The sequence below is a fragment of the Vibrio sp. ED004 genome, from assembly GCF_023206395.1.
GTDB lineage: Bacteria > Pseudomonadota > Gammaproteobacteria > Enterobacterales > Vibrionaceae > Vibrio.
In genome coordinates, this window is the sequence record NZ_CP066150.1 from 894230 (window position 1) to 916122 (window position 21893).

The window sequence follows — 21893 nt, forward strand, 5'->3', positions numbered from 1 at the left end:
AGCCTCGTTAGTAAAGCGTAGAGTTAAACAGTTGAATTTGAACTGTTTCGCCGACTTCTACACGACCACGTTCGCGCTCTAGTACCACAAAGCAATTGGCTAGGCTCATCGAGCGGAAAGCACCTGAGCTTTGGTTACCCGTTGTTTCTACTACAAATTGACCGTTTTCAATCGAGTAGATGCCACGTTGGTAATCCGTACGGCCTGGGCCTTTTTTGAATGCCGACTTAGTTGTCGCTGGAATAGATTCTGGCGCTGTCCACGCTGTATGACCTGCCAGTTTAGCCAGCATAGGTTGAACCAACACGTACATAGTCATCATTGCAGAAACTGGGTTACCCGGAAGGCCACAGAACCAAGCGTTGTCTAACTCACCAAAAGCGAATGGCTTACCCGGTTTGATTGCTAGTTTCCAAAAGCCGATTTCGCCAAGTTCTTCAAGAATGTCTTTGGTGTAATCAGCTTCGCCTACACTTACGCCGCCAGAAGTCACGACAACGTCTGCCAACTCCTGAGCTTTTACAAAGGTCTCTTTAAGCGTTGCAGGGCAATCAGGAATAATGCCTAGGTCAATCGCTTCGCAACCAAATGCTTCAATCAGCGGTTTGATACCGTAGCGGTTGCTGTCGTAGATCTGACCATCTTCAAGAGGCTGACCTAGCGGTTTTAGCTCATCGCCAGTAGAGAAGAAAGCGATTTTAGGTTTGTGTACAACAGTCACATGGCTCACACCGAGTGAAGCGATCATTGGAATGTCGCGAGGTGTTAAACGTTCGCCACGGCTAAGAACGATGTCACCTTGTTTGATGTCATCACCAGTAGGGCGAATGTTGTTATTCAGTTTGATGTCGTCTTGCTGAATCTCAATGCCCGCATCCGTCTCGCGAGTATTTTCTTGCATGATGACGGCATCACAACCTTCTGGGATTTTTGCGCCAGTCATAATGCGAATACAGGTATTACTTGGCCATTCACCTTCAAATGGCTGACCCGCAAAAGACTTGCCCGCCAATGGTAGTACTTTACCGTTCTCTAGGTCCGCTAAACGCAGCGCGTAACCGTCCATTGCTGAGTTATCAAAAGGAGGTACAAAAATAGGGGAGAGTATGTCTTCAGCAAGAACGTAGCCTAATGCATCGGCCAATGGCAGAGTTAGAGTCGTTTGAATAGGTTTGATTGGTGACAGCAGCTTATCTAGTGCTTCTTCAATTGGCATTAAGCCCGGAGCGTCGCAACAGCCCATAATTGAAATCCTTTGATCGTTATTGTTTTGATTTTGTGGTTGGCCATGGTGGTTGAAGAATGATCAGAACACCTGATTTGCCAACGAAATTCTATCCACTCTAGCACAGTTTAAGCCCCGTAAATAATGACCTCCCTTAAAATATGGGTGTATTTATTCAAAATTCCGAGTATCCTTGTTTGCCATCCAGAAGGGGTAATAAAAGAGGAAGTTCAATGTCAGGTCTTAGCGAATCAGCGAAGTTGGTTAAAGATGCGCTAGCAAGCCGTGGTTTAGAGACACCAATGAGTCCAAACCAGGTTAGCCGAGAAGAGAAAAAGGAACGAATCGAACACCATATGCGTGAGATTCTCACTCTACTCGAACTTGATCTTACGGACGATAGTCTGGAAGAAACACCACACCGTATTGCAAAAATGTATGTGGATGAGATTTTCTCTGGTTTGGATTACGCTAATTTCCCTAAAATTACCGTAATTGAAAACAAGATGGGCGTTCACGAAATGGTACGTGTAAAAGACATTACCGTGACCAGTACTTGTGAGCACCACCTAGTGACGATTGATGGTAAGACTGCTGTCGCTTATATCCCTCGTGGCAAGATCATTGGTCTGTCTAAGATCAACCGTATCGTGCGCTTCTTTGCACAGCGTCCACAAGTTCAAGAGCGTATGACTCAACAGATCCTTGTCGCTTTGCAAACCTTGCTTGAAACAGAAGATGTTGCAGTTACTATGGATGCGGTTCACTACTGTGTTAAATCACGCGGCGTGATGGATGCAACCAGTGAAACGACAACGACGGCTTTGGGCGGTATTTTCAAATCTAACCCAGCAACGCGTCACGAGTTTTTACACGGCCTACGTTAATCGCCTATGATGCGATAAGTACGATTTAGCCTCAGTAAATCGGCAACCAAGATTCTAAGCCTCGCACTCGCGGGGCTTTTTTGTACTTGTAGTAAAGTTAATTACAATGACTGAGAATGTCGTCATTCCCTAGAGTGAAGAATGAGCGAGTAGGGAATCTGTTTGTCTGCGCGGTTTTCTGACTTTGTATGAGCTCCCCGACTCAGTAGCTCCTCCTTCTCGAGGATGACGGCGGTTATTGGCGTGTTAATGCAGAAGTGTTTCGGCGAGCTTACACCGGAGCATCTTAAGAATATTAGTGATCATTGGTTTATCTGTGTAAGTGTCTAGGTGAAGCACACTCAATAAATTTGGAGCACACACGTTCGTCATTCCCTAAAGCGAGGCACGAGCGTAATAGGGAATCTGCTTTATGCTCTGAATTGATAGTGAAAACGGTGGTTGGAAATAGATGCGCTCTACAGGGTGTAAAGCGCAACTTGGATACAGCAGCTGGTGGAGTGCTTACGATAGGTTAAACAAACGCTTTAAGCTATGAATGAAACCAGACGGCTTATTCTCTGCTTGGTAGATGTTCAAACCATCATAGAAGCTCGCCATGAACTCAACACGGATTTCATCATCTGTGCTTCTTGATAAGCGAGACAGCAGTTTGGCGGTTGCTGCAGCGTGATCATTGGCTAGGCTGTAATCCATTCCAAGTCGACCTTGAATGAACAACCATAAATGCGTCACTAACTTTAACTGCTGGGAGCTAGAGTTTTGAAACTTGTCGCCGTGCTCACTGCCTACTGTGTTATCGAATATACTTTGCATCGCTTCGCTAGCATCTTTATTGCTCTCAAAGCGATAGCTAGCGTCGATATGCTCTTTGGTTAACAAGCCTAACAGTGTCTGACGCGCCGAGTTATCAGGCTTATTCTCACAAGCGTGTTTAAACAGGGCATGGTTTTCGTCAATAAAAGACGCTAGCTCTTTCTCAAAACCTGTCGCAATCACAGTTACTGAGTCTAAACCAGACTCTTTCAAACAAACGTGAAGTTTGGTTTTGGCTTGCTGGTTTGCTTCAAGTTTCTGCTGACTGTTAGTTGGTAGCTCAGTCATTACTCTGTAGCTCTTCCCACGTGACTTCAGCTGATTGCGTGTCGCTATTTACGAACGCCGAGTTACCCGTCAGCATCACTGAAAGATCCATTGTACGTTGTGTCATTGCGGCTAATTGCTCGATACCGTCGTTGTCTAAACGAACGATTTGAGCTTTTAGGTAACCGAACTTACCTTTGTTCTGTTCCCACCAAACGTTTGATTTAGTGTTGAAGCTGAATACGCGCACAGATTTAGATAGACGAGTCGCTTTCTTAACTCGTTCTGGATCCGGTTCGCCCACATCAACCCATTCTAGGATCTGGTCATCTAAAGACTTCTGCCATAAATCTGGTTCTTCAATGCTAGACAACCCTTTAGTGAACTCAAGTTCAGGAGAGGCATTGATACAAAAAGCCATGATACGAGCCATCATTCGCTGTTCTGTTTCAGACGGATGTTGTGCAACCGTTAGATTAAAAGAGTCGTAATAGTCGCGATTCATATCGGTTAAAGAGATACGAAACTTGTAGATTGTCGGTTTAAGAGCCATTGAGGAGGTGTCTTAGGTAGAAATAGTGAAGGGGAATATTACCTTAAATCTCTGAATAGCGGGTAAAAAAATAGCCAGCAGAGGCTGGCTATTTTTAGAAAGCTTTAAAATACTAAATTAAAGTACTTTGATGCTGTCAGCTTGTGGGCCTTTTTGACCTTGAGATACTACGAACTCAACTTTTTGGCCTTCAGCAAGAGTTTTGAAACCGTCGCCTGTGATAGCAGAGAAGTGTGCGAATACGTCTGGGCCGTTTTCTTGTTGAATGAAGCCGAAGCCTTTAGTTTCGTTGAACCACTTTACTGTACCAGTAACTGTGTTAGACATGATGATATCCTAAAATTAAATTTTTATTTTGAGCCAATTGTGGCACTGATAGCGCGGAAAAGTTTATTGCTATTGCGTACAACACAACGGGGTTACTAGTAATCCAACGAAATGTTTATATACAAAGAACTTTCTTTCTAGCCGGAAACGAGTCTAAATCAAATCAGGGGATAGTCAATCGAATACATAGGGAAAGGTTGCAGAAACTTGGGGGTAGTCAAACTTTGCATTCCTTAAATATCATGGAGTTACAGTTGTATGGTGATTTCTTGTCGTTTTTGTGAAAAACATAGGTATGTTTGATGACAAAATTAGAGTCGTTGCACTGTTTTGGTACATTTTATTTTGCAGTGAGTAAGCCGTTAATTGGACTTTGAGCCCAGTTGTAACGGCTTTTATTTATAAATTTTTTTGTCAGTATCGTGTCTCTATTCTAAAGAGAGTCAGGCTATTTTTTCAGGCGATAAAGGTTGCCATTATCTGTACTAAAGAAGATGTCGCCGCTTGGTGAGGTTTCGATGTCTCTAATCCTTTCCCCTAAGTCTTCTAGAATGCGCTCTTCTTTTATTGCCTTACCTTGCTCGTTGACTGTGACAATATTGATATGGGTAAGTTTAAGTGCCCCTGCCAACAATTTACCTTGCAGTTCTGGGTATTTTTCACCTTGGTAGACGATCAAACTTCCCGGTGCGATTGAGGGAATATAGACCTTTTTGGGCGCTTCGATGCCTTCTTTGGTTTCCGAATCACCAACGCTGATAGGGCCCCAATACTCTTTGCCGTGCGAAGTAACTGGCCATCCGTAGTTGGCTCCCGCTTTTATTAGGTTAATTTCATCACCGCCACGCGGACCGTGTTCAATAGACCAAAGCTTTTGACTTGGAAAATCATAGAAAAGCCCTTGTGGGTTGCGGTGACCGAAGCTCCAAATCTCATTGAGAACCTTGTCGTTATTTGTGAAAGGGTTGTCGCTTGGTGCGCTCCCGTCAGCATTTAGCCGCAATATCGAGCCTGCATGGGTTAAGGTATTTTGACCATTGTCTCGGTCACCACGGTCGCCAATGGAAAAGTACAGATGACTATCGTCAAAGGTAATGCGGCTCCCAAAGTGACGACCTGTGTCAGTTTTCGACTTAGAAACAAACACATCTTGCCAATTGGACACTTCATCATTTTTGTATGTAGCAGAAGCGAGTGTGGTTACGCCTTCGCCATCGACGTCTTTACTGTAGGTAACATAGAACTTGTCTTCTTCAAAAGGGGATAGCGTGATATCCAACAGGCCACCTTGACCTTTTGCCCATACATTAGGCAGCCTGAACAGTGTATTTTGCTCTCCTGACTTCAAATCAATGTGTTTAATGACGCCTGCTTTTTCTGTGAGAAGCATAGAACCGTCATCGACATAAGCTAGCCCCCATGGGATTACGAGACCGTCTGTGATCTTCTCAGCTTGCCATGCAAACGCTGGGGTTGAAGTGATGAAGCCTGATGCGATGATTGCAAGTGCAGAGGAGAGAATGCGGTGATGAGTGTTCATTGAAGTCCCTTCATTATTACGAACTAGTGTTAGTCTAGCGTGTTTGAACGACAGGCGGAAAGTTAAGGAGTGTGAAAAGTCACTATTCACATATTTAGTTCAGTCAGTATTGTATGATTATACAAGCTCACGTATGTTTACCCTGCCAAACTCTAATTGATTCCTTTCGGAGAACCATGAATACCACACCTGCAACATGCTCACTACTTTATGCACCTTCATGTTGTCAGGTTGATGACCCAAGTCTCTTTTTAACCCCGCGTGCAGCATCATGAGTCGTCGATTCGATTTTAAGTCGATTTTACTGGCGTGTTTGGTTATCAGTATTGGCCAACTCAGTATGGGTTTGGTGTTTCCTTCATTACCTTGGATCGCCAAAGACTTTGATGTCTCGCTAGAGCAAGCTCAGCTTCTGGTGAGCGTGTATTTGTTGGGTTTTGGTCCGTCTCAGTTTATCTATGGCCCAATCTCAGACGCTTTAGGACGTAAAAAGGTTCTGTTGAGTGGCTTGTTGCTCGCCATGCTTGGTCTGTTGATGATCATCTTCTTCAGTCATTCGTTTACCAGCATGGTGTTGGGGCGATTTCTGCAAGGCTTAGGTACAGGCTGCTGTGCCGTGCTTGCTCGCGCTTCCACAAGGGATAGGTTCAGCGGAGCTGACTTACCATTGGCGATGTCCTATATCGCCATGGTGGCGTCTATTACTCCCCTGATTGCGCCCGTTATCGGTGGGTTTATCAACTTCCACTTTGGCTGGAGTATGGTATTCATCTCGCTACTTGGGTATGTCTCATTGGCTTGGGTGGTCTTGGCGTTCAAATTCAAAGAAACCGTTACTCAATTCTCTGCGATTCCTTCGCCGAAGAAAATGGCGTTGCAATACAAAGAGCTACTCACTTCTCGCTACTTTATGAGTTTTGCGAGCATTGGCTGGCTTAACTTTAGTTTGATGATCACCACTGTGTCGGTGATGCCATTTATCATGCAGAACCAGATCGGTATGACGTCCGACGAATACGCGATGTGGGCGGTGATTCCTGCATTGGGCATGCTTGGCGGAACTAGCTTGTGTAACCGTATCCGCCCAATATTAGGCAATAAGAAAACACTGTTATGCACGCCTGTGTTACACATCTCTGCTGCGTTGTGGCTTTTCTTCTGCCCACTTGAGCCTTTGTATCTAATGATAGGCCAGTTCTTGATGATATTGGGTAATGGTATTGCACTGCCTTGTGCTCAAGCTTTGGTAATGCTGCCTTACAAGAAGAATGCAGGCGCGGCTGCTGCGATGTCGGGCGGCGGTCAGATGGTCGTGTCTTCGATTGTCAGTATGGGACTGGTTAAGCTTGGATTAGGAGAGGCGTGGCATTTATCACTGGTCATTGCGTTATTCACCGTGATTACGCTGTTTAACATTCTGCGTGGCTTTAGTAGCCAAGAAGCCAGGGATTCTCAACTTAGCTAGTGAGTTAAGATTAGTTAGCGAATTTAAACAGAAAAGGCCATTGAAGTGATGAATTTCAATGGCCTTTTTAATGTTCAGCGTTTGGTTTTAAGTTGCCAGAATATTGGCTATTCGCAGACGACGGCGACTTTCTCGCTTGCCGCTGTTTTAGCTGGAACCGGATGGTCGATCAGTCGGATAGGGGACTCATACAGTGCAGACAGTGCCTGTTCATCAAGTAACTTATCGGCGCTGCCTTCAAATGCAATTTGGCCTTTCTTCAGAGCAACGATGTGTGTCGCGTAGCGCAGTGCAAGGTTCAAGTCGTGCAGAATCACGATAACGCCAACGTCTTCCTTTTTGTTCAGTTCAGACAGTAAACCCATCAGTTGGAATTGGTGATGAACATCCAATGCTGATGTTGGCTCGTCGAGGATCAATACCGGAGACTGCTGAGCAAGCAACATCGAGACCCACGCACGCTGGCGTTCACCACCGGACAAATCGTCGGCTAATGCTTGTGAAAATTCGGCGACGCCCGTTCTCTCCATCGCTTGTTGGATGATGGATTTGTCTTCAGAGTTCCAACGACCTAACGCACCTCGCCAAGGAAAACGCCCTAAACGAACCAGTTCTTGCACCGTTAAGCCAGCCGAAGCAGGGAGCTTTTGCGGCAAATACGCAATCTTCTTGGCTAAGTCTTTGCTTTTTAATGAAGAAAGAGACGCATTGTCTAATTCAACAGTACCGTAGTCTGGCGACATCTGTCCTGAAAGCAAGTTAACAAGAGTGGATTTACCAGAGCCATTGTGACCAAGAACCACGGTAAGCTCATTCGTCGGAATTGAAAGCTCATTAATTGCGAGAATGGTTCGCTCATCACGAACGATTTTGATGTTTGAAAGCTGAAACATGTCAGTCCTGTTTTTAGACCAATAAAGTTGCTCAATAAAAGCCGCTTTACTGGTCTCTAAAAATAGAGGGTGAAATTAAGCGGTTTTCTTGTTGTCTGGGTGTCTAGGGCAATCGTCGCAATACTTCCTAGAGTTGCATTTGTAGACTAGGCAGCAGCTTACTCTAATCAGTTTAAGCATCCCAGAATCGGCATCGACCTTGAGGCTGTCTAAGTGACTTTCAGGTAATTGGCATGCGTCTAACCAAAGCTTAGCTTGTGCAGTGATGTAGTCGTTGGTCAGGCTCGGTTCATGTTGCTGCAATTTGATCAAACTGCTTAACAGTAGATCCGCCAACAAATGGTTAGTAAAACCAGGGCGGATGCGTGTCCATTCACTTATTTGGCTGCGATAAAACTCAGTAAGTGCAAGTATGGCTTCGCCCGCTTTAGGTATCAATTCTTCAGGTGAGCCGTGTTGATGATCACCATTAAAGAAGCGATACCCTGTGACGAACTCTTTGTACCTAAACTGACCGATATTCTTGATATCAGGCAGCGAGTGAAGGCCGTAGATAGACACGAAGGTCACATAGATGGGCTGCCAGCAGACGAGATCCCAAGTCCGAGTCAACCAATAAGCTTTACCTGCTTCTGTGTGATTTTCCGCTAAGCCGTCGTAAACACGTTTGATCTCGATATGGCTCTTATCATTCGTCATCGCGATGGTTCTGCTGCTCAGAGAACCATAACTGCCGCTTAAATAAGGCGTGACTTGTTTAGAGTAAGCGAATATTTTTTGGTGTAGAGAAGGGGCTCTCCGACGAGTGATGATGTTGTGCAGCTGGGAAAGCATCTTAAACCATTAAATGAGAATCAATTTCGTTATCATAGCGAACCTTTTCGAGGATAACCATACAAAATGGAGCATATCCGCGGAGAACACGTCATATAAGATATTTATAAATTGAGCATGCCTTAGTCATTTTTAAGTGATAAAAGTCGCTTTAAATGATAAAAAGTATTTCTGAATCTAATATGTTGTTGCCACTACCGAGAGTTTGAAAGCTTGACTATGAACACACCTGCATTTGACCGTATTAGCCGCGTATTGGCTTATATCCATGCGAACCTTAGCTCGACACTATCGCTAGAAGATATTGCGAAACAGAGCTGTTGGTCTCGCTGGCAGCTGCAAAGGGTGTTTCAAGCTGAAACGGGACTGACCGTGGCAAACTACGTGAGAGAGCTAAAGCTAAGCCAAGCGGCTGAAGAACTGTTGGACAGCAAAGAGCGAGTGATTGATATCGCGCTTGAACTCGGATTCAATTCAGAAATTAGTTTTAGTCGTTCTTTTAAACAGATGTTTGGCTCCAGTCCTAGTCAGTATAGAAAAGCGGGTAAAAGAGCAGGGCTTAGAAAACCGATACAAGTCTCTGAGACGGTAAGCGCTGCTGATAACGGTCCACTCAGTTTTGTTGAGGTACGCATTGATGAAAGAGAGTCATTCCTTGTTAAAGGTATTACCTCAGAAATAAGCGGCTTGTTTTCACTGACACAAGACTTTGCAGAGAAAGTCCCTCAATTGTGGTCACGCTTAGAAGGGGAAGTGACACTACCAGACGATAACGCACTTCAGTTTATTGGTGTGATTGACCTGACCCAATCTTGCTTTGATGGTACCAATATTCATTATTGGGCCGGAGTAGAACTGAATGACGAGATTTCAATTCCTCAATTGCCGAGCATTATCTCTGATAAGTTAGACGTATTAACCATTCCAAAGCAAACCTATGCTGTGGTTAAACACTGTGGTCCGATTGAGAACCTTAGACACACACTGAGTTGGTTTGTACTTAACTGGCTGCCGAGTTCTGGTTATCGAGGTGTTGACGGTTATGAGCTTGAAGTATACCCATTAGCCTATCAAGCTCGTGCTACAGATGCTGTCATGGAATACTGGGTTCCTATTACTAAATCCTAACCATACCTTCGTTCCACCCTTTCGTTAAACCTCATCTAAAATAGGGTCAATTGTGCTTTTAATCAGCAATTGACCTAATTCCATTAAAAATAGGCCAAGTTCTTTGTGAGTTTGCACCAAATTGTTAATTATCCCATTCATAGATACATACAATGCAAATGAGATTTATTATTATTTATATTAAGCATTGGTACCGAGGGAATCATGACCACTCACACTCGTTTTAAGTATTCATCACTTGCAGTAGCGTTGCTCACTGCATTTTCAGCGCAAGCCTTGGCGGAAGAGACAGCTACAGCAGCAGATTCGAATGTAGAAACTGTTACGATTATGGGTAAAGCCTATCGTAATACCGCGACTAAGTCGGCACTTGAGCCAGAAGAAACGCCTCAAGGTATTACCGTTATTGATGAAGAACAGTTAGAGCAACGAGGTGTGAAGTCTCTCAACCAAGCGCTTAGATATGCGCCGGGTGTTGTAACCGAACAGAAGGGCGCATCCGTAACCATGTACGATACGTTCTCTATTCGTGGCTTTAGTAATAACCAAAGCTATTATGATGGTTTGGTGCTTCCGTTCCTAACAGGTTGGAACCTACAACCTCAGATAGATCCAATTGCGATCCAACAGGTTGAAGTGTTTAAAGGCCCTACATCTGTGTTGTATGGAGCGATGCCACCAGGTGGTATGGTCAACATGATTGCAAAGACACCGCAAGAAGATGGGTCTACGAAAGTTGGTGTATCTACAGGTTCAAGAAACCTTATGGAAGCGTCAATTGATACGACAGGTCAATTAGGTGACAGTGATTTTTCTTATCGCTTGGTAGCACTTGCTCGTAAACAAGACAGCCAAGTAGATCACGCCGAAGAAGAACGCTATGTGATTGCTCCTTCACTAGATTGGCAAGTATCTGATAGAACACTTATTAACTTCAACCTTTACTATCAGAACGATCCTTCAATGGGTACTAACTCTGCTATGCCATTAGAAGTGCTGAAGGCAAGTGATCCATCTGTGTCCATGGGCGACAAGAATTGGAGTACCTTTGAACGTGAAGTCTTAATGTTAGGCTATAAGATCAATCACCAAATCAACGATAATTGGACTTTCCTTCAGAACGCCCGTTATTCAGATGCTTCGTTGTATCAAGAAAATACATACCATCTAGATGGTGCTTTTAATCCGTCGACTGGTCAATTACAAAGAAACGTATATAGCACGGATGAAGAATCCCAGAGTTTTGTTATTGATAACCAGGTGTCTGGTCGCGTTGAAGTAGCAGGCTTAGAACATAACTTATTGTTTGGTGTTGATTACTTGAAACTAACAGGTGACTCTTTGTATAAAGAGTTTGATGCGAACAGTAGTTTCGGTGATTTCAACGCATACAATCCAAATAACGACCTTTTGGATAAAAGTCAGCTTCAAGATAATTACCGTGAGTCCCACGACATTACTACCGAGCAGTTAGGACTATATTTCCAAGATCAAGTTCGCTATGACGCGCTAGTTTTATTAGCTGGTGGACGTTACGACATGTTTAAAGCAAGTGATGAGAAAACGAGCATTTATCCAACAAGCGATGGCACAGAAAAAGCGGATCATAACCAGTTCTCTTACCGCTTAGGTGCTTTGTATGAGTTAGATAATGGCATCTCTCCATTTGTAAGTTACGCAACGAGCTTTGAGCCTGCAGCAGGTACTGATATCAACGGTAACTCGTTGAAGCCTCAGTTGGGTGAGCAAGTCGAAGTAGGCGTGAAATATCTTTCTGCTGATATGGCGCAACAACTTACCGCATCATACTTTCACATCACTAAGAAAGACTCAATTGCTGCCGATCCGTCGGATCCAACATATCGATCTAAGATTCAGTTAGGTGAAGTGCGTTCTCAAGGTGTAGAAGTCGAAGGCCGATGGTTTGTAACGGAAGATTGGGACGTTAATGCGAGCTACACCTATGTCGATATGGAAGTGACGGAGGATGTGAATCCTGATTTAGAAGGAACGACACCGATCTACGTACCGACACACGCAGCAAATATCTGGAGTAATTATTATGTTTACAGTGGTGCTCTAGCCGGTACGCGTTGGAGTGCAGGAGCTCGTTACATGGGCGAAATGCAAATGGATGCGGAGAATAAGCAAGGTAAAGTACCATCTTACACGGTTGTTGATTTGTCTGTTGGTTATGACTTAGGGGCTGCTAGTGACACGTTATCTGGTGCAACCGCGAACTTGCTAGTGAACAACCTATTCAATGAAGAGTACTACACCTGTTATAACCAATCGAACTGTTGGTTCGGTGCTGAGCAGTCTGTAGAGCTAAGCGTAAACTATGAATTCTAACTAAGTTAGTGTTCCCAATTTTAAAGCAGCCTTTTCTGGGCTGCTTTTGTCGTTTGTAGAAATATCGAATTTAGATTAAGTAGGCAAAAATATGAGCTTAAAACCAATAGCTTCTCATTTTTCTAAAGTAAAAAATTTGAATATAAAACTCGTTCTAACGATGTTAGCGAGTGCTTTATCGTTTAACGCGATGGCGGATTTCCAAGTCGAAGACAGTGAGGGGATTAAAACCCTTGAAGCTCAACCTGTTAGAGTGGCGGCGCTTAACTGGGATATTGCAGAGCAAGTGATTGAACTCGGCGTAACTCCAGTTGCGGTGCCAGATATTGCTGGGTATAGCGATTGGGTTGTTCAACCGGCGATTCCAGAAGGCGTGGCGGACATTGGCACTCGAACTGAACCTAACTTTTCTGCACTCAAGAAGTTAAACCCAGATGTGATTCTTATTGCTTCACCTCAGAAAGATCTTCAGGAGCGACTCTCTGAAATCGCGCCAGTACTTTACTACCAAACGTATAGTGAACAGCACAATAATGCGGCGGCGGCTATCGAGAACTTTAAGAAGATAGGCCAGTTGCTTGGTAAAGAAGAGCAAGCGAACAAGAAACTGGCTGCGATGGATGAGCGCCTTGAGGTTTTAAAATCTGAGCTAGATAAAGCGTATCCGGGCGACAAGCCAAAAGTCACGTCTTTCCGTTTTGCGAGCACGACTTCGGTTTACATCTACGGTGATAACTCTATTCCGCAATATGCGCTTGAGCAGCTAGGCTTTGAAAATGCGATGGACCTTCCTGCGAGTCAGTGGGGCATCAGTCAAAAGCGTATGACCGAGCTTAAGAACGTCAAGGGTGGTATTGCGCTGTACTTTGAACCTTTCCCATATCAAGACAAGTTAGATCGCTCTCCGGTTTGGAAGAGCATGCCTTTCGTTCGCAATGGTCAATTTAGCCCTGTAGCAGCAAGTTGGAGCTACGGCGGTGCTATGTCGATTTTGTATAACGCAGAAGCGATGGCGCAATCGTTGTTGACGTTAGCGGAGCAGTAATGAAATCTAGTGGTTTGATGATGGGGGCGTTGTTATTTATCGCCGCCCTTATTCATTTATGGTTAGGCCAGTCTGAATTTGGCCCTATCGGTGAGTTGTTCCAACAAGTCTCACAGATCAGTGACATCGTTACATTCAATAAAATGGTCGATGATTCATTCGAGTTGATGGCATTAATCTATGTCAACTTACCTCGTTTAGTGATGGCGATTCTGGTTGGTGGAACACTCGGCACTATCGGTAGTCTGTTCCAACAGTTAACGCAAAACCGCATGATGTCTCCGCTTACACTCGGTACATCATCAGGGGCGTGGCTTGGTCTGGTCATTCTGAACGTGGTCGCGCCAATGTTGGTTGCTCAATATTCGGTTTGGTTTGCGCTGATAGGCGCGCTGCTTGCTATGGGGCTGATTGTCTCTATTGTTGGCATCAAAAACATGAGCGGTTTACCAATTGTTTTGGCGGGCATGGCGGTTAACTTACTGCTAGGCGCATTTGCAACTGCAATTATTTTACTTAACGATCAATATGCGCAGAACTTGTTTGTTTGGGGGGCTGGCGATCTTGGACAGAACGGTTGGGAACAAGTGCTTTGGCTGATGCCTAAGTTACTGCCAATCTTTGCTATTTTCCTGTTGGCTCCAAGAGTTTTGACTCTGCTTTCAATTGGTACAGAAGGGGCTGCGGCGCGTGGTCTTAACATCGGTACGACCTTCTTTGTACTGATGGCGATTGGGGTTTGGCTGGTTTCCGTGTCGATTACCTCGGTGGGTGTGATCAGCTTTATTGGTTTGATTGCACCAAACATCGCGAGACATTTGGGCTTTTTAAAGGCGAAATCTGAACTCATCGCAAGCTGTGTATTAGGTGCGCTATTGCTTTGTGTGACCGACAGTTTGGCGATTTTCTTGGCACAGTGGTCTTTGGATATGATTCCTACAGGAACAGCAACCGCGGTGATCGGCGCTCCAGCTTTGATCATTATTGCTCGAAAGCAGATGTCAGCTCAAGATCAGCTCTTCTTCTCGATGCCTAAAGGGCCAAAGTCTATTTCACCTTTGGCTTATTTCTTGTTGGGCGCGATGATCTTCGGTTTATTGGCGTTAAGCACATTGTCACAACCTTCTGCAGATATGGGTTACTTCATTGTCCCAGATGCATTTGAGTGGTCTATTCGCTGGCCTAGAATGTTAACTGCAATATTTGCTGGTGGTGGTTTGGCAGTGGCGGGTGTAATTTTACAAAGGTTGGTTTATAACCCACTTGCAAGCCCAGACATTCTTGGTGTATCGGCGGGTGCGGTGTTAGCGCTGATTTTCAGTAGCCTGTTTATGGGGTACTCGATTCATTCGCTAAGCCCTTGGGTTGCGTTTTTGGGCAGTGCGATTGCACTCTGTTTGTTGCTGTTCCTTGGTAAAAAGCATCAGTTTGCTCCGTCTATCCTAATTCTGACCGGTATCTCGCTGACCGCAGTGTTAGAGGCTTTAGTGCAGTTTTCCTTAACACGAGTTGGTGAGGGGAAATACACCTTATTGGCGTGGTTAGCAGGCTCTACGTATCGTGTTGAACCTGATGCGGCAACGACCATGGCTATCGTGATCACCGTTTGTATTAGCGTTGCTTTACTGTTGAGTCGTTGGGTGACGTTAATTGCGACTGGCCGTCAGTTTGCTAGCGCTAGAGGGTTGAACATCAACATAGCCTATGTGGCTCTGTTGTGTATTGTCGCGGTGTTATGTTCGATGGTGACAACCACCATGGGACCGGTCGCCTTTGTTGGTCTATTGGCTCCACATATTGCGGCCATGGTTGGTGCTCGTTTGGTTCGTGAGCAGATCATCTTATCGTTTTTGATTGGTGCAGCACTGATGTTATTTGCCGACTGGCTAGGGCAAGTGGTGGTGTTCCCTGCACAGCTTGCGGCAGGCACACTAGTTTCCATTATTGGTGGTAGTTACTTCATCTTCTTGTTATTGAAATCTCGAAGAGCGTGAGTTAACGGCTACCAAGTTAAGCGCTAAGTTCTTTGCTCACCGAAACAAGTATGAAAGGCAGTGATTGGAATTATTAACCACTGCCTTTTTTCTTGGGCTTTGTGTTTTCGAGACCAAGTGTTAGCCAACACAGATCTCGCTTCTAAAGCGTTAATTTTGCATATGTGATTAAGATGGCTACGCTAAAGGTCTGACCACTTAATTGGATAGCCAAATGCCTGAACTTGAACGCCTTACATGCTCTATTGATGAAAACCAGATCGCGACAGTTGTACTGAATCGTCCTGACAAATTGAATGCTATTGATATGGCGATGTTTCAAGGGGTGAACAACATGGTCAGTCAGTTGAAAAAGAACACTGAGATTCGAGCGGTGATCGTAAAAGGCAGTGGGACAGACTTTTGTTCAGGGCTTGATGTGAAGTCTTTGCTGACCAGCAAATCAGGCGCGATGAAGCTTCTGTTCAAATGGCTACCGACATTACCAAACGCTGCCCAGCGCTTTTCTTTAGGGTGGCGACATATTCCATGCCCCGTGATTTTTGCGATTCACGGACGTTGCTGGGGAGGTGGTCTTCAACTCGTCAGTGGTGGTGACTTTAGAATCGCCAGTCCAGACGCCAACTTTTCTATCTTAGAAGCTAAGTGGGGGCTAATTCCTGACATGGGCGGCGCGATTGCCTTCAAAGAGTTGATGCGAAAAGATCACACCCTAGAAATGGCGATGACCGCCAAAGTGATCGACAGTGAAACCGCAAAGGAATATGGGCTGGTCACAAAAATAGCCGAAGATCCGTACGCGGAAGCTTATGCTTTGGCACTGGAGTGTGCGAATCGATCGCCAGATGTGGTCGCTGCCAATAAGAAGCTTTATAACAAAACTTGGTGGTCTAGCCCCGGTATCGCCTTGTTTTATGAGACTTGGTATCAGATTAAAGTTGCCCTAGGTAAGAACCGAGCGATAGCCGCTCAGCGTGAAATCCACAGTGACAAACCACGCACTTATGTGGCTAGGAAGTTTAAATAGTATTTGTACAGGAATAATCGATATTCCCTTTGTTTATCGGGCTTTGCGGTAACCTTAGCGCAATTTAATGTCTAAGGCTGAATGAGCACTCTGATGAACAAAACTTTTACCTACTCTCTAGCTGCCACCGCAATATTTACAAGTTTGAATGCTTTCGCAAGTGGTTTGTTTTTACAAGAGGCCGTTGTTGCTAACGCGGGTACTACTGGCGCTGGTGACGGTGTTTACACGCGATCTGCTGCTGCGATGTGGACGAACCCTGCCACCATGTCTCACATGGGCGAAAGCAAAACCACAATCAACACCATGGCGTTTGATCTTGAGATGAAATATCAAGACAACGGTGATAAGCAAGATGGTAAAGCTCATTCTATTATGCCTTCATTCGGTGCCTTTCATGCACACCAAGTGACTGACAAGTTACACCTTGGTATTGCGCTGGGTGCAGTAGGGGGTTCTAGCCTTGATTACGGTAGTGAGTGGGCGGGAGCTGGACTTCTAGAAGATATCACCCTCACTGCGATGCAAGTGAACCCATCACTGAGCTACAAATTGAACGATCAATGGTCTGTCGGTGCAGGTGTTCAATTTAGCTGGGGTGCTTTCCAACAGACAACATCTGGATTTACAGCAAAACAAGACACTGATTGGGCTTATGGCTATAACCTTGGTGTTATGTACACTCCGACAGAAAAACTCAAGTTGGGTGCGAGTTATCGTTCTAAATTGGAGCACGAGTTTAATAACGACGTTAAGGGCTTGGGGAGTGTTAACTCACTGTCGACAGATCTCGCACTGCCTGAGATCGTTGATTTAAGCGCAAGTTATGCATTGAACTCTCAACTTGATCTCTTGGCTAGCATTCAATTCCACCGCTGGAGCGAATGGGATGAGACAGTATTAGATTTTGGAGTGACAGATAGAGACGGGATCCCAATTAAACGTAATTGGGACGATGTGTGGAAGTTCGCGATAGGTGCGGACTACCAACTTAACTCTGATTGGCGCTTAAAAGCTGGCTTCTCTTACGAAACTTCCCCACAAGACGACCCTTCAATGCAGTGGGTTGACCTTCCTGTAGGCGAGCAGTATCGCTACTCAGTGGGTGCATCTACCTACTGGGACGACATCTTAATTGACGTCTTCTATGAATACGCAGATTTAGGTTCAGTTGATATGAATCGATTAATGGTTGATGGTTCATTCGATGGTCGTATCCACTTTATTGGTGTTAGCGCGACCTTCTAATGACATTACGTAATCTATTAATCGTTAGTTCGGTAATACTAGGCTCAACAGGTGCTTTGGCTGAAGAGAAGCATCCAGATGATCCGACTAAGATCGTAACCAAAGCGGGCATTGCTTATAACGAAGAGCTAAAGTTTTCGGGCTCTATCGGGCTTGATGAAGCACGAATGATCAACGCTCGTGTCAATGCTGATGGCGAAGAGTGACGAGTGGGTGGTTCATGGCTATTGCCTTTGGGCATCGTCAATTTCAACTTTAGCCGCTCTGAATACGACAACGATGCTTATAAGAATAACTACAGTATTGGGACATTTGTTCCTCTGAGCTATTTTGATATTGAACCGTTCGGTTGGCAAATCTTCCCGATGGCTGGGTACAGCTATAACGATGGTGAAGTGGCGGTGTTTGACGATCAGAATGTAGGCTCTGATTATGTGTTGATGCCAAGTTCTACGCATGGCGGTTACATTGGTGCGTTTGGTCTAAAAACGATAACCGAGGAGTGGTCAATCATGGGTTTTGGTGGCGGTTCAATGGGCTCTGATGATTATTCAGGTTATTGGACAGGCGTCGGCGCGAGCTACAAATTGAGTGACGCTCAGTCGTTCAATTTCTTCACTATTTTTACTGAAGATGATTTCGGCGAGAACAACAGTGTCGGCGCGTCTTATACCTACGAGTTCAACTAAACTTCAATCCATTTCCTATAAATAAAAAGCTGAGTGTAGGCCGGCCTAAGTCGGTGAATTTACACTCAGCGTTTATCATTTCTCTATGAGATTTTTAGCTGCTGTTCGGAGTTAGCAAGTCGCTTGGTAGCGCTCTACGTAGCTTTGCATGACCGCATTCATCGCTTGAGTGATGTTGGCGTATTGCTCTTCTTCTAAGTTCGCAAGTGACACACGTAGCGACCATGTTGGAGCATCAAACCCTGCGCCCGGCATGACAATTACTCCATGCTCCTCAGCAAGACGAACCAAGAAATCCAGAGGCTCATACTTTTCTTCTAACCAAGAGAAGAAACCCTCGCTATGAATCGTTTGAGCAATTTCTTTCAGATCAATCTCTACATAGTAAAACGCGCCGGTTTGATCGCCCTCGGCAATGATTGGAGCTGCCAAGTTTTTCTGCATCAATGTATGGTAACGGCGACGCACAATCTGTTTAGCTAAGCGCTTATACTCTTCACCACCTTGCATTAAAGACAACAACGAGAACATCGTCATCTGAATTTGTTGAGGAGTAGAAAGACCAGCAGTGTGGTTCAGTGCTACAGCACGGCTGTCTGCGACCAAGCGATCAATGAATTTAATTTTACTTGGCTCTAGGGCAATGCCTTGGTATCGAGTCGACAACGTAGTTCTGGTTTCTTCTGGTAGATCGCCGATCATGCGGTCGAAGTTGTTGTCTTCATGCACACCGATAACCCCTAAACGCCAGCCAGTTGCACCGAAGTACTTAGAGTATGAATACACCAGAATCGTGTTCTTCGGAGCAAGCATCGCTAATGAAGTGAAGTTATCCGCAAAGGTGCCGTATACGTCATCAGTCAGCAGAATTAACTCAGGACGACGGTTAGCAATTTCTGCGATTTTGTAGAGTGTCTCATCACTCAGTCTTACCGACGCCGGGTTACTTGGGTTCACCAAGAAGAACGCTTTCACGCTTGGATCATTTAACTTCTCTAATTCAGAATCAGGGATCTGCCACGCTGATTCCTCTGTTGCCATGATTTCCACTTTGTTTAGCGAATAATCTTCAAGCTCTGGCATCTCGATGTAAGGCGTGAAAATCGGGGCGCCAATCGCAATCGTGTCGCCTTTGTTTAACAAGCGGTTACTCTTCAAGGTATTGAAGATATACACCATGGCTGCGGTGCCCCCTTCAACGGCAAACAAGTCAAATTTTCCAGCAGGAACGGGTTGAGAGCCCGCCATTTCTTGCTCAATGTATTTGCGAGCAATCAACTCTGAATACTTCAGCATACGGTCGGGAACAGGGTAGTTATTACCTAGAATGCCGCCAACCCACTCATAAATCAGCTCATCGCTGTCTACCTGATATTGATCGGTAATGAATTGGAAGGCTTCGATAAGGAATTGAACGCCTTCTTGCTCTTCGTGTTTCTCACAAAATTGGAGGAAACGTAGGCTAATGTCTTCTTTTTCGCCCATGCCGCCAAAGCCTTGGTAGCCAGAGAAGGTTGCTTTTGACTCTTCCAGTGCAAACATACCGAGTTGGAAGAAGGCTTCACGTGGCGCTGTTGCTACCCAGTTTGGATTGCCGCGACCCGCGTTGATCATCGTTTTTTCATGTGAATGTTGAGCTAAGTCGATCAGTGTGTTTTTTACTTCAAATGGGCTTAGTGTTTCTAGGCGTTGTTCATCAGTGCGTTTCATGGTCTGTTCTCTTTAAATTTTTGATTCGTAAATGCGTTAATTAGATATTGGGTGCTTGCTCAAGAGGCGTGCTCTTGAACAAGCGGGAATTCTCTTCGAGGAGTAGTTGTGCTCTTCAAGGAGCGGCTGCCCTAGGAAATCTTGGTAATTAGGTTGACGATGATTGGCCCCCACAAGGTGAGGAAGATATTGGCAACCGCGTAAGTCATTGTGAAGCTTGGTACGGGTGTGCTGTTCTGTGTTTTTTCTAGCAGCGATGCGAAGGCTGGGTTAGCACTGCGGCTACCTGCGACAACGGCTAGGGCTTCTACCGGGTTCTTGATTTTCAACACGTAGTAGTTGAATAGGAACGTCAGTATTTGTGGAATCATGGTCACCAGCACGCCGAGCAGTAATAGCGTCACGCCATTTTGTTTGATTGCCGTAAGGGCAGGAGCACCAGCATTGATACCAACCACCGCAACGAACACAGCAAGGCCAAACGTCTGCATAAAGTTGGCAGCGCCATGGTTAATGCTTCCTAAGCGTGGAGTGCGCATTCTCAGGTAACCAACAAGCAAGCAAGACACCAAACAACCTAAGCCAGAACCCAAGGCGATATGAGAACCGCCAATCGAGAAGCCAATCTCACCGATCAGATAACCCAAAACCATGCCAAATGACATCGTCACAAAGTCAGTCACACTTGGAAGTGGGCTGTTGTAGCCTATTTTCTTCTCGACTTTGGCGAGATCGTCTTTCTGGCCGACAAGCGTGATTTCGTCACCGAGGTGCAGTTCTGTCTCTGGTAATGTCGAGATGTCATGACCCATGCGAGACAACTGAGTGATGTAAACACCACGACGAATACGTGCGTTGGTTTCATCGTGAAGCTTGCGCAGAGTTACGCCCGCTAACTTTTTGTTGGTGAGTACGATTTTTTTCTGCGTATGAATAACGTTGGTTTCGTCGCTAAACTCGCCAAGCTCGACACCGAGTGACGTCACTTTCGGAAAGGCTTGCGTGAGGCCTGTCAGATAAACTTTGTCATTCGCGGCTAGGATAGGGTTCTTTGCAATGTCTAACGTTGTTTCTGACTCTTCACCTGGGCGATAGATAGCTTCTATTGTTAGGTCAGAATCGAATGCTTCTTCTAGCTCAGCGACACTTTTGCCGACAAACATAGAGTTGGCGGTGACTTGATAAGCGCGAGAAGATACTCGATTTAATGCTGAGAACTCACCTTCATTAAGTTGCTTGCTGCCAGAGCCCATTTGTTCTGCGAGCTTTTTCGCTTCTTTGGTGATGTTCCAACCCATTACCATTGGGATTAGGGACATCATCAAGATAGGGCCAAGAGAGCCGAAGATGTATGTGATCGAGTAACCCACCGCCACATTGGTTTTCAGCGTAGAGGTAACATCGGGTGCAAGGTTGAGCTGATCAATCGCGTTACCCGCAGTACCAATGATGGCTGATTGTGTTAAACCACCCGCCGCAAGACCTGCCGCTAAACCTTTATCGAGGCCAGCCCATTTTGCGAGTACCACAACGGTAATCAGTCCAACAAACGTCATTACGAATGAGGCGAATAGACGTGTTAGTGATGAAAGGCGGAATGACGAGAAGAACTGCGGTCCGCCGTTGTAACCCACCATGAAAATAAATAAAGCAAAGAAGATGCTTTTCACTTCATTGGAAATTGCAATTCCGCCGATTTGGCCAAGCCCAACGGCGACCAAAAGTGAGCCTGCGATCCCGCCTAATTCAAACTTACCGATTTTAATTTTACCGATTAAGTAACCGAGTCCCAATGATAGGAATAGAGCTATAAATGGATAGTCTCTTAATTGTTCAATAATAAATGACATGATAAACCTTTAATGAAATACCACTGATATTTCATAACTAATA

The 21893-nt window shown here is 45.1% G+C and carries 17 protein-coding genes and 1 pseudogene; 9 read left to right on the forward strand and 9 right to left on the reverse strand.

From position 1 onward, the window contains the following. Positions 1-7 precede the first annotated feature (7 nt). Positions 8-1243 carry a molybdopterin molybdotransferase MoeA gene (moeA, locus tag ITG10_RS21445; protein ID WP_017631128.1) on the reverse strand — a complete coding sequence of 412 codons (1236 nt, stop codon included), beginning with the start codon at positions 1241-1243 and terminating at the stop codon, positions 8-10. A 215-nt stretch (positions 1244-1458) separates the two neighbouring features. Here moeA and folE point away from each other — a divergent pair, with 215 nt between their 5' ends. Continuing rightward, positions 1459-2112, forward strand: a complete 654-nt coding sequence (gene folE / locus ITG10_RS21450; protein WP_017631129.1) for a GTP cyclohydrolase I FolE — start codon at positions 1459-1461, stop codon at positions 2110-2112. A gap of 504 nt (positions 2113-2616) precedes the next feature. Here folE and ITG10_RS21455 read toward each other — a convergent pair. The 4 genes from ITG10_RS21455 to ITG10_RS21470 all read right to left on the reverse strand — a co-directional run bounded on the left by ITG10_RS21455 (position 2617) and on the right by ITG10_RS21470 (position 5615). Continuing rightward, on the reverse strand, positions 2617-3216 hold the full coding sequence (locus tag ITG10_RS21455) for a hypothetical protein (RefSeq protein WP_017631130.1): 600 nt from the start codon (positions 3214-3216) through the stop codon (positions 2617-2619). After that, on the reverse strand, positions 3209-3748 hold the full coding sequence (locus ITG10_RS21460; protein WP_017631131.1) for a YaeQ family protein: 540 nt from the start codon (positions 3746-3748) through the stop codon (positions 3209-3211). The genes ITG10_RS21455 and ITG10_RS21460 overlap by 8 nt, the downstream gene beginning before the upstream one ends. Before the next feature lie 117 nt (positions 3749-3865). Next, positions 3866-4075: a cold-shock protein gene (locus ITG10_RS21465; protein ID WP_010430417.1), complete on the reverse strand. Its 210-nt coding sequence runs from the start codon at positions 4073-4075 to the stop codon at positions 3866-3868. 448 nt (positions 4076-4523) lie between these two features. Beyond that, positions 4524-5615, reverse strand: coding sequence for a PQQ-dependent sugar dehydrogenase (locus tag ITG10_RS21470; RefSeq protein WP_017631132.1), 1092 nt, complete (start codon positions 5613-5615; stop codon positions 4524-4526). A gap of 271 nt (positions 5616-5886) precedes the next feature. On the opposite strand from ITG10_RS21470, the gene ITG10_RS21475 reads away from it, so the two are divergent. After that, on the forward strand, positions 5887-7080 hold the full coding sequence (locus ITG10_RS21475) for a multidrug effflux MFS transporter (RefSeq protein WP_017631134.1): 1194 nt from the start codon (positions 5887-5889) through the stop codon (positions 7078-7080). 107 nt (positions 7081-7187) lie between these two features. Here ITG10_RS21475 and ITG10_RS21480 read toward each other — a convergent pair whose 3' ends face one another. Together ITG10_RS21480 and ITG10_RS21485 are read right to left on the reverse strand one after the other, a co-directional pair. Next, positions 7188-7973, reverse strand: coding sequence for an ABC transporter ATP-binding protein (locus ITG10_RS21480; RefSeq protein ID WP_017631135.1), 786 nt, complete (start codon positions 7971-7973; stop codon positions 7188-7190). A 75-nt stretch (positions 7974-8048) separates the two neighbouring features. Continuing rightward, positions 8049-8807: a siderophore ferric iron reductase gene (locus tag ITG10_RS21485; RefSeq protein WP_017631136.1), complete on the reverse strand. Its 759-nt coding sequence runs from the start codon at positions 8805-8807 to the stop codon at positions 8049-8051. A 219-nt stretch (positions 8808-9026) separates the two neighbouring features. Between ITG10_RS21485 and ITG10_RS21490 the strand changes: the two genes are divergently transcribed. From ITG10_RS21490 to ITG10_RS21520, 7 genes and pseudogenes are all read left to right on the forward strand, one after another. Then, positions 9027-9935, forward strand: a complete 909-nt coding sequence (locus ITG10_RS21490; protein WP_017631137.1) for an AraC family transcriptional regulator — start codon at positions 9027-9029, stop codon at positions 9933-9935. A 204-nt stretch (positions 9936-10139) separates the two neighbouring features. Beyond that, a complete protein-coding gene (locus ITG10_RS21495) occupies positions 10140-12287 on the forward strand; it encodes a TonB-dependent siderophore receptor (RefSeq protein ID WP_017631138.1) in 2148 nt (715 codons plus the stop codon). Between the two features lie 91 nt (positions 12288-12378). Continuing rightward, complete coding sequence (locus ITG10_RS21500) at positions 12379-13332, forward strand: iron-siderophore ABC transporter substrate-binding protein (protein ID WP_017631139.1); 954 nt, start codon at positions 12379-12381, stop codon at positions 13330-13332. Continuing rightward, on the forward strand, positions 13332-15326 hold the full coding sequence (gene fhuB, locus ITG10_RS21505; protein WP_017631140.1) for a Fe(3+)-hydroxamate ABC transporter permease FhuB: 1995 nt from the start codon (positions 13332-13334) through the stop codon (positions 15324-15326). Before ITG10_RS21500 ends, fhuB begins: the two co-directional genes overlap by 1 nt. Positions 15327-15540: 214 nt before the next feature. Next, positions 15541-16353, forward strand: coding sequence for a crotonase/enoyl-CoA hydratase family protein (locus tag ITG10_RS21510; RefSeq protein ID WP_017631141.1), 813 nt, complete (start codon positions 15541-15543; stop codon positions 16351-16353). Between the two features lie 93 nt (positions 16354-16446). Further along, entirely contained in the window at positions 16447-17601 is a 1155-nt protein-coding gene (locus tag ITG10_RS21515; protein WP_017631142.1) for an outer membrane protein transport protein, read from the forward strand. Continuing rightward, positions 17601-18290: pseudogene (locus ITG10_RS21520) on the forward strand (hypothetical protein). Before ITG10_RS21515 ends, ITG10_RS21520 begins: the two are co-directional and overlap by 1 nt. A 111-nt stretch (positions 18291-18401) precedes the next feature. Here ITG10_RS21520 and ITG10_RS21525 read toward each other — a convergent pair. Both ITG10_RS21525 and aspT read right to left on the reverse strand, forming a co-directional pair. After that, complete coding sequence (locus ITG10_RS21525; protein WP_017631145.1) at positions 18402-20000, reverse strand: bifunctional aspartate transaminase/aspartate 4-decarboxylase; 1599 nt, start codon at positions 19998-20000, stop codon at positions 18402-18404. 131 nt (positions 20001-20131) lie between these two features. Next, positions 20132-21850 (reverse strand): aspartate-alanine antiporter, encoded by a 1719-nt coding sequence (gene aspT / locus ITG10_RS21530; protein ID WP_017631146.1) that lies wholly within the window; start codon positions 21848-21850, stop codon positions 20132-20134. Positions 21851-21893 lie beyond the last annotated feature (43 nt).

Coding starts and splice junctions, on each gene's coding strand:
- moeA (WP_017631128.1), bottom strand. CDS start 1,243: ATGGGCTGTTGCGACGCTCCGGGCTTAATGCCAATTGAAGAAGCACTA.
- folE (WP_017631129.1), top strand. CDS start 1,459: ATGTCAGGTCTTAGCGAATCAGCGAAGTTGGTTAAAGATGCGCTAGCA.
- ITG10_RS21455 (WP_017631130.1), bottom strand. CDS start 3,216: ATGACTGAGCTACCAACTAACAGTCAGCAGAAACTTGAAGCAAACCAG.
- ITG10_RS21460 (WP_017631131.1), bottom strand. CDS start 3,748: ATGGCTCTTAAACCGACAATCTACAAGTTTCGTATCTCTTTAACCGAT.
- ITG10_RS21465 (WP_010430417.1), bottom strand. CDS start 4,075: ATGTCTAACACAGTTACTGGTACAGTAAAGTGGTTCAACGAAACTAAA.
- ITG10_RS21470 (WP_017631132.1), bottom strand. CDS start 5,615: ATGAACACTCATCACCGCATTCTCTCCTCTGCACTTGCAATCATCGCA.
- ITG10_RS21475 (WP_017631134.1), top strand. CDS start 5,887: ATGAGTCGTCGATTCGATTTTAAGTCGATTTTACTGGCGTGTTTGGTT.
- ITG10_RS21480 (WP_017631135.1), bottom strand. CDS start 7,973: ATGTTTCAGCTTTCAAACATCAAAATCGTTCGTGATGAGCGAACCATT.
- ITG10_RS21485 (WP_017631136.1), bottom strand. CDS start 8,807: ATGCTTTCCCAGCTGCACAACATCATCACTCGTCGGAGAGCCCCTTCT.
- ITG10_RS21490 (WP_017631137.1), top strand. CDS start 9,027: ATGAACACACCTGCATTTGACCGTATTAGCCGCGTATTGGCTTATATC.
- ITG10_RS21495 (WP_017631138.1), top strand. CDS start 10,140: ATGACCACTCACACTCGTTTTAAGTATTCATCACTTGCAGTAGCGTTG.
- ITG10_RS21500 (WP_017631139.1), top strand. CDS start 12,379: ATGAGCTTAAAACCAATAGCTTCTCATTTTTCTAAAGTAAAAAATTTG.
- fhuB (WP_017631140.1), top strand. CDS start 13,332: ATGAAATCTAGTGGTTTGATGATGGGGGCGTTGTTATTTATCGCCGCC.
- ITG10_RS21510 (WP_017631141.1), top strand. CDS start 15,541: ATGCCTGAACTTGAACGCCTTACATGCTCTATTGATGAAAACCAGATC.
- ITG10_RS21515 (WP_017631142.1), top strand. CDS start 16,447: ATGAACAAAACTTTTACCTACTCTCTAGCTGCCACCGCAATATTTACA.
- ITG10_RS21525 (WP_017631145.1), bottom strand. CDS start 20,000: ATGAAACGCACTGATGAACAACGCCTAGAAACACTAAGCCCATTTGAA.
- aspT (WP_017631146.1), bottom strand. CDS start 21,850: ATGTCATTTATTATTGAACAATTAAGAGACTATCCATTTATAGCTCTA.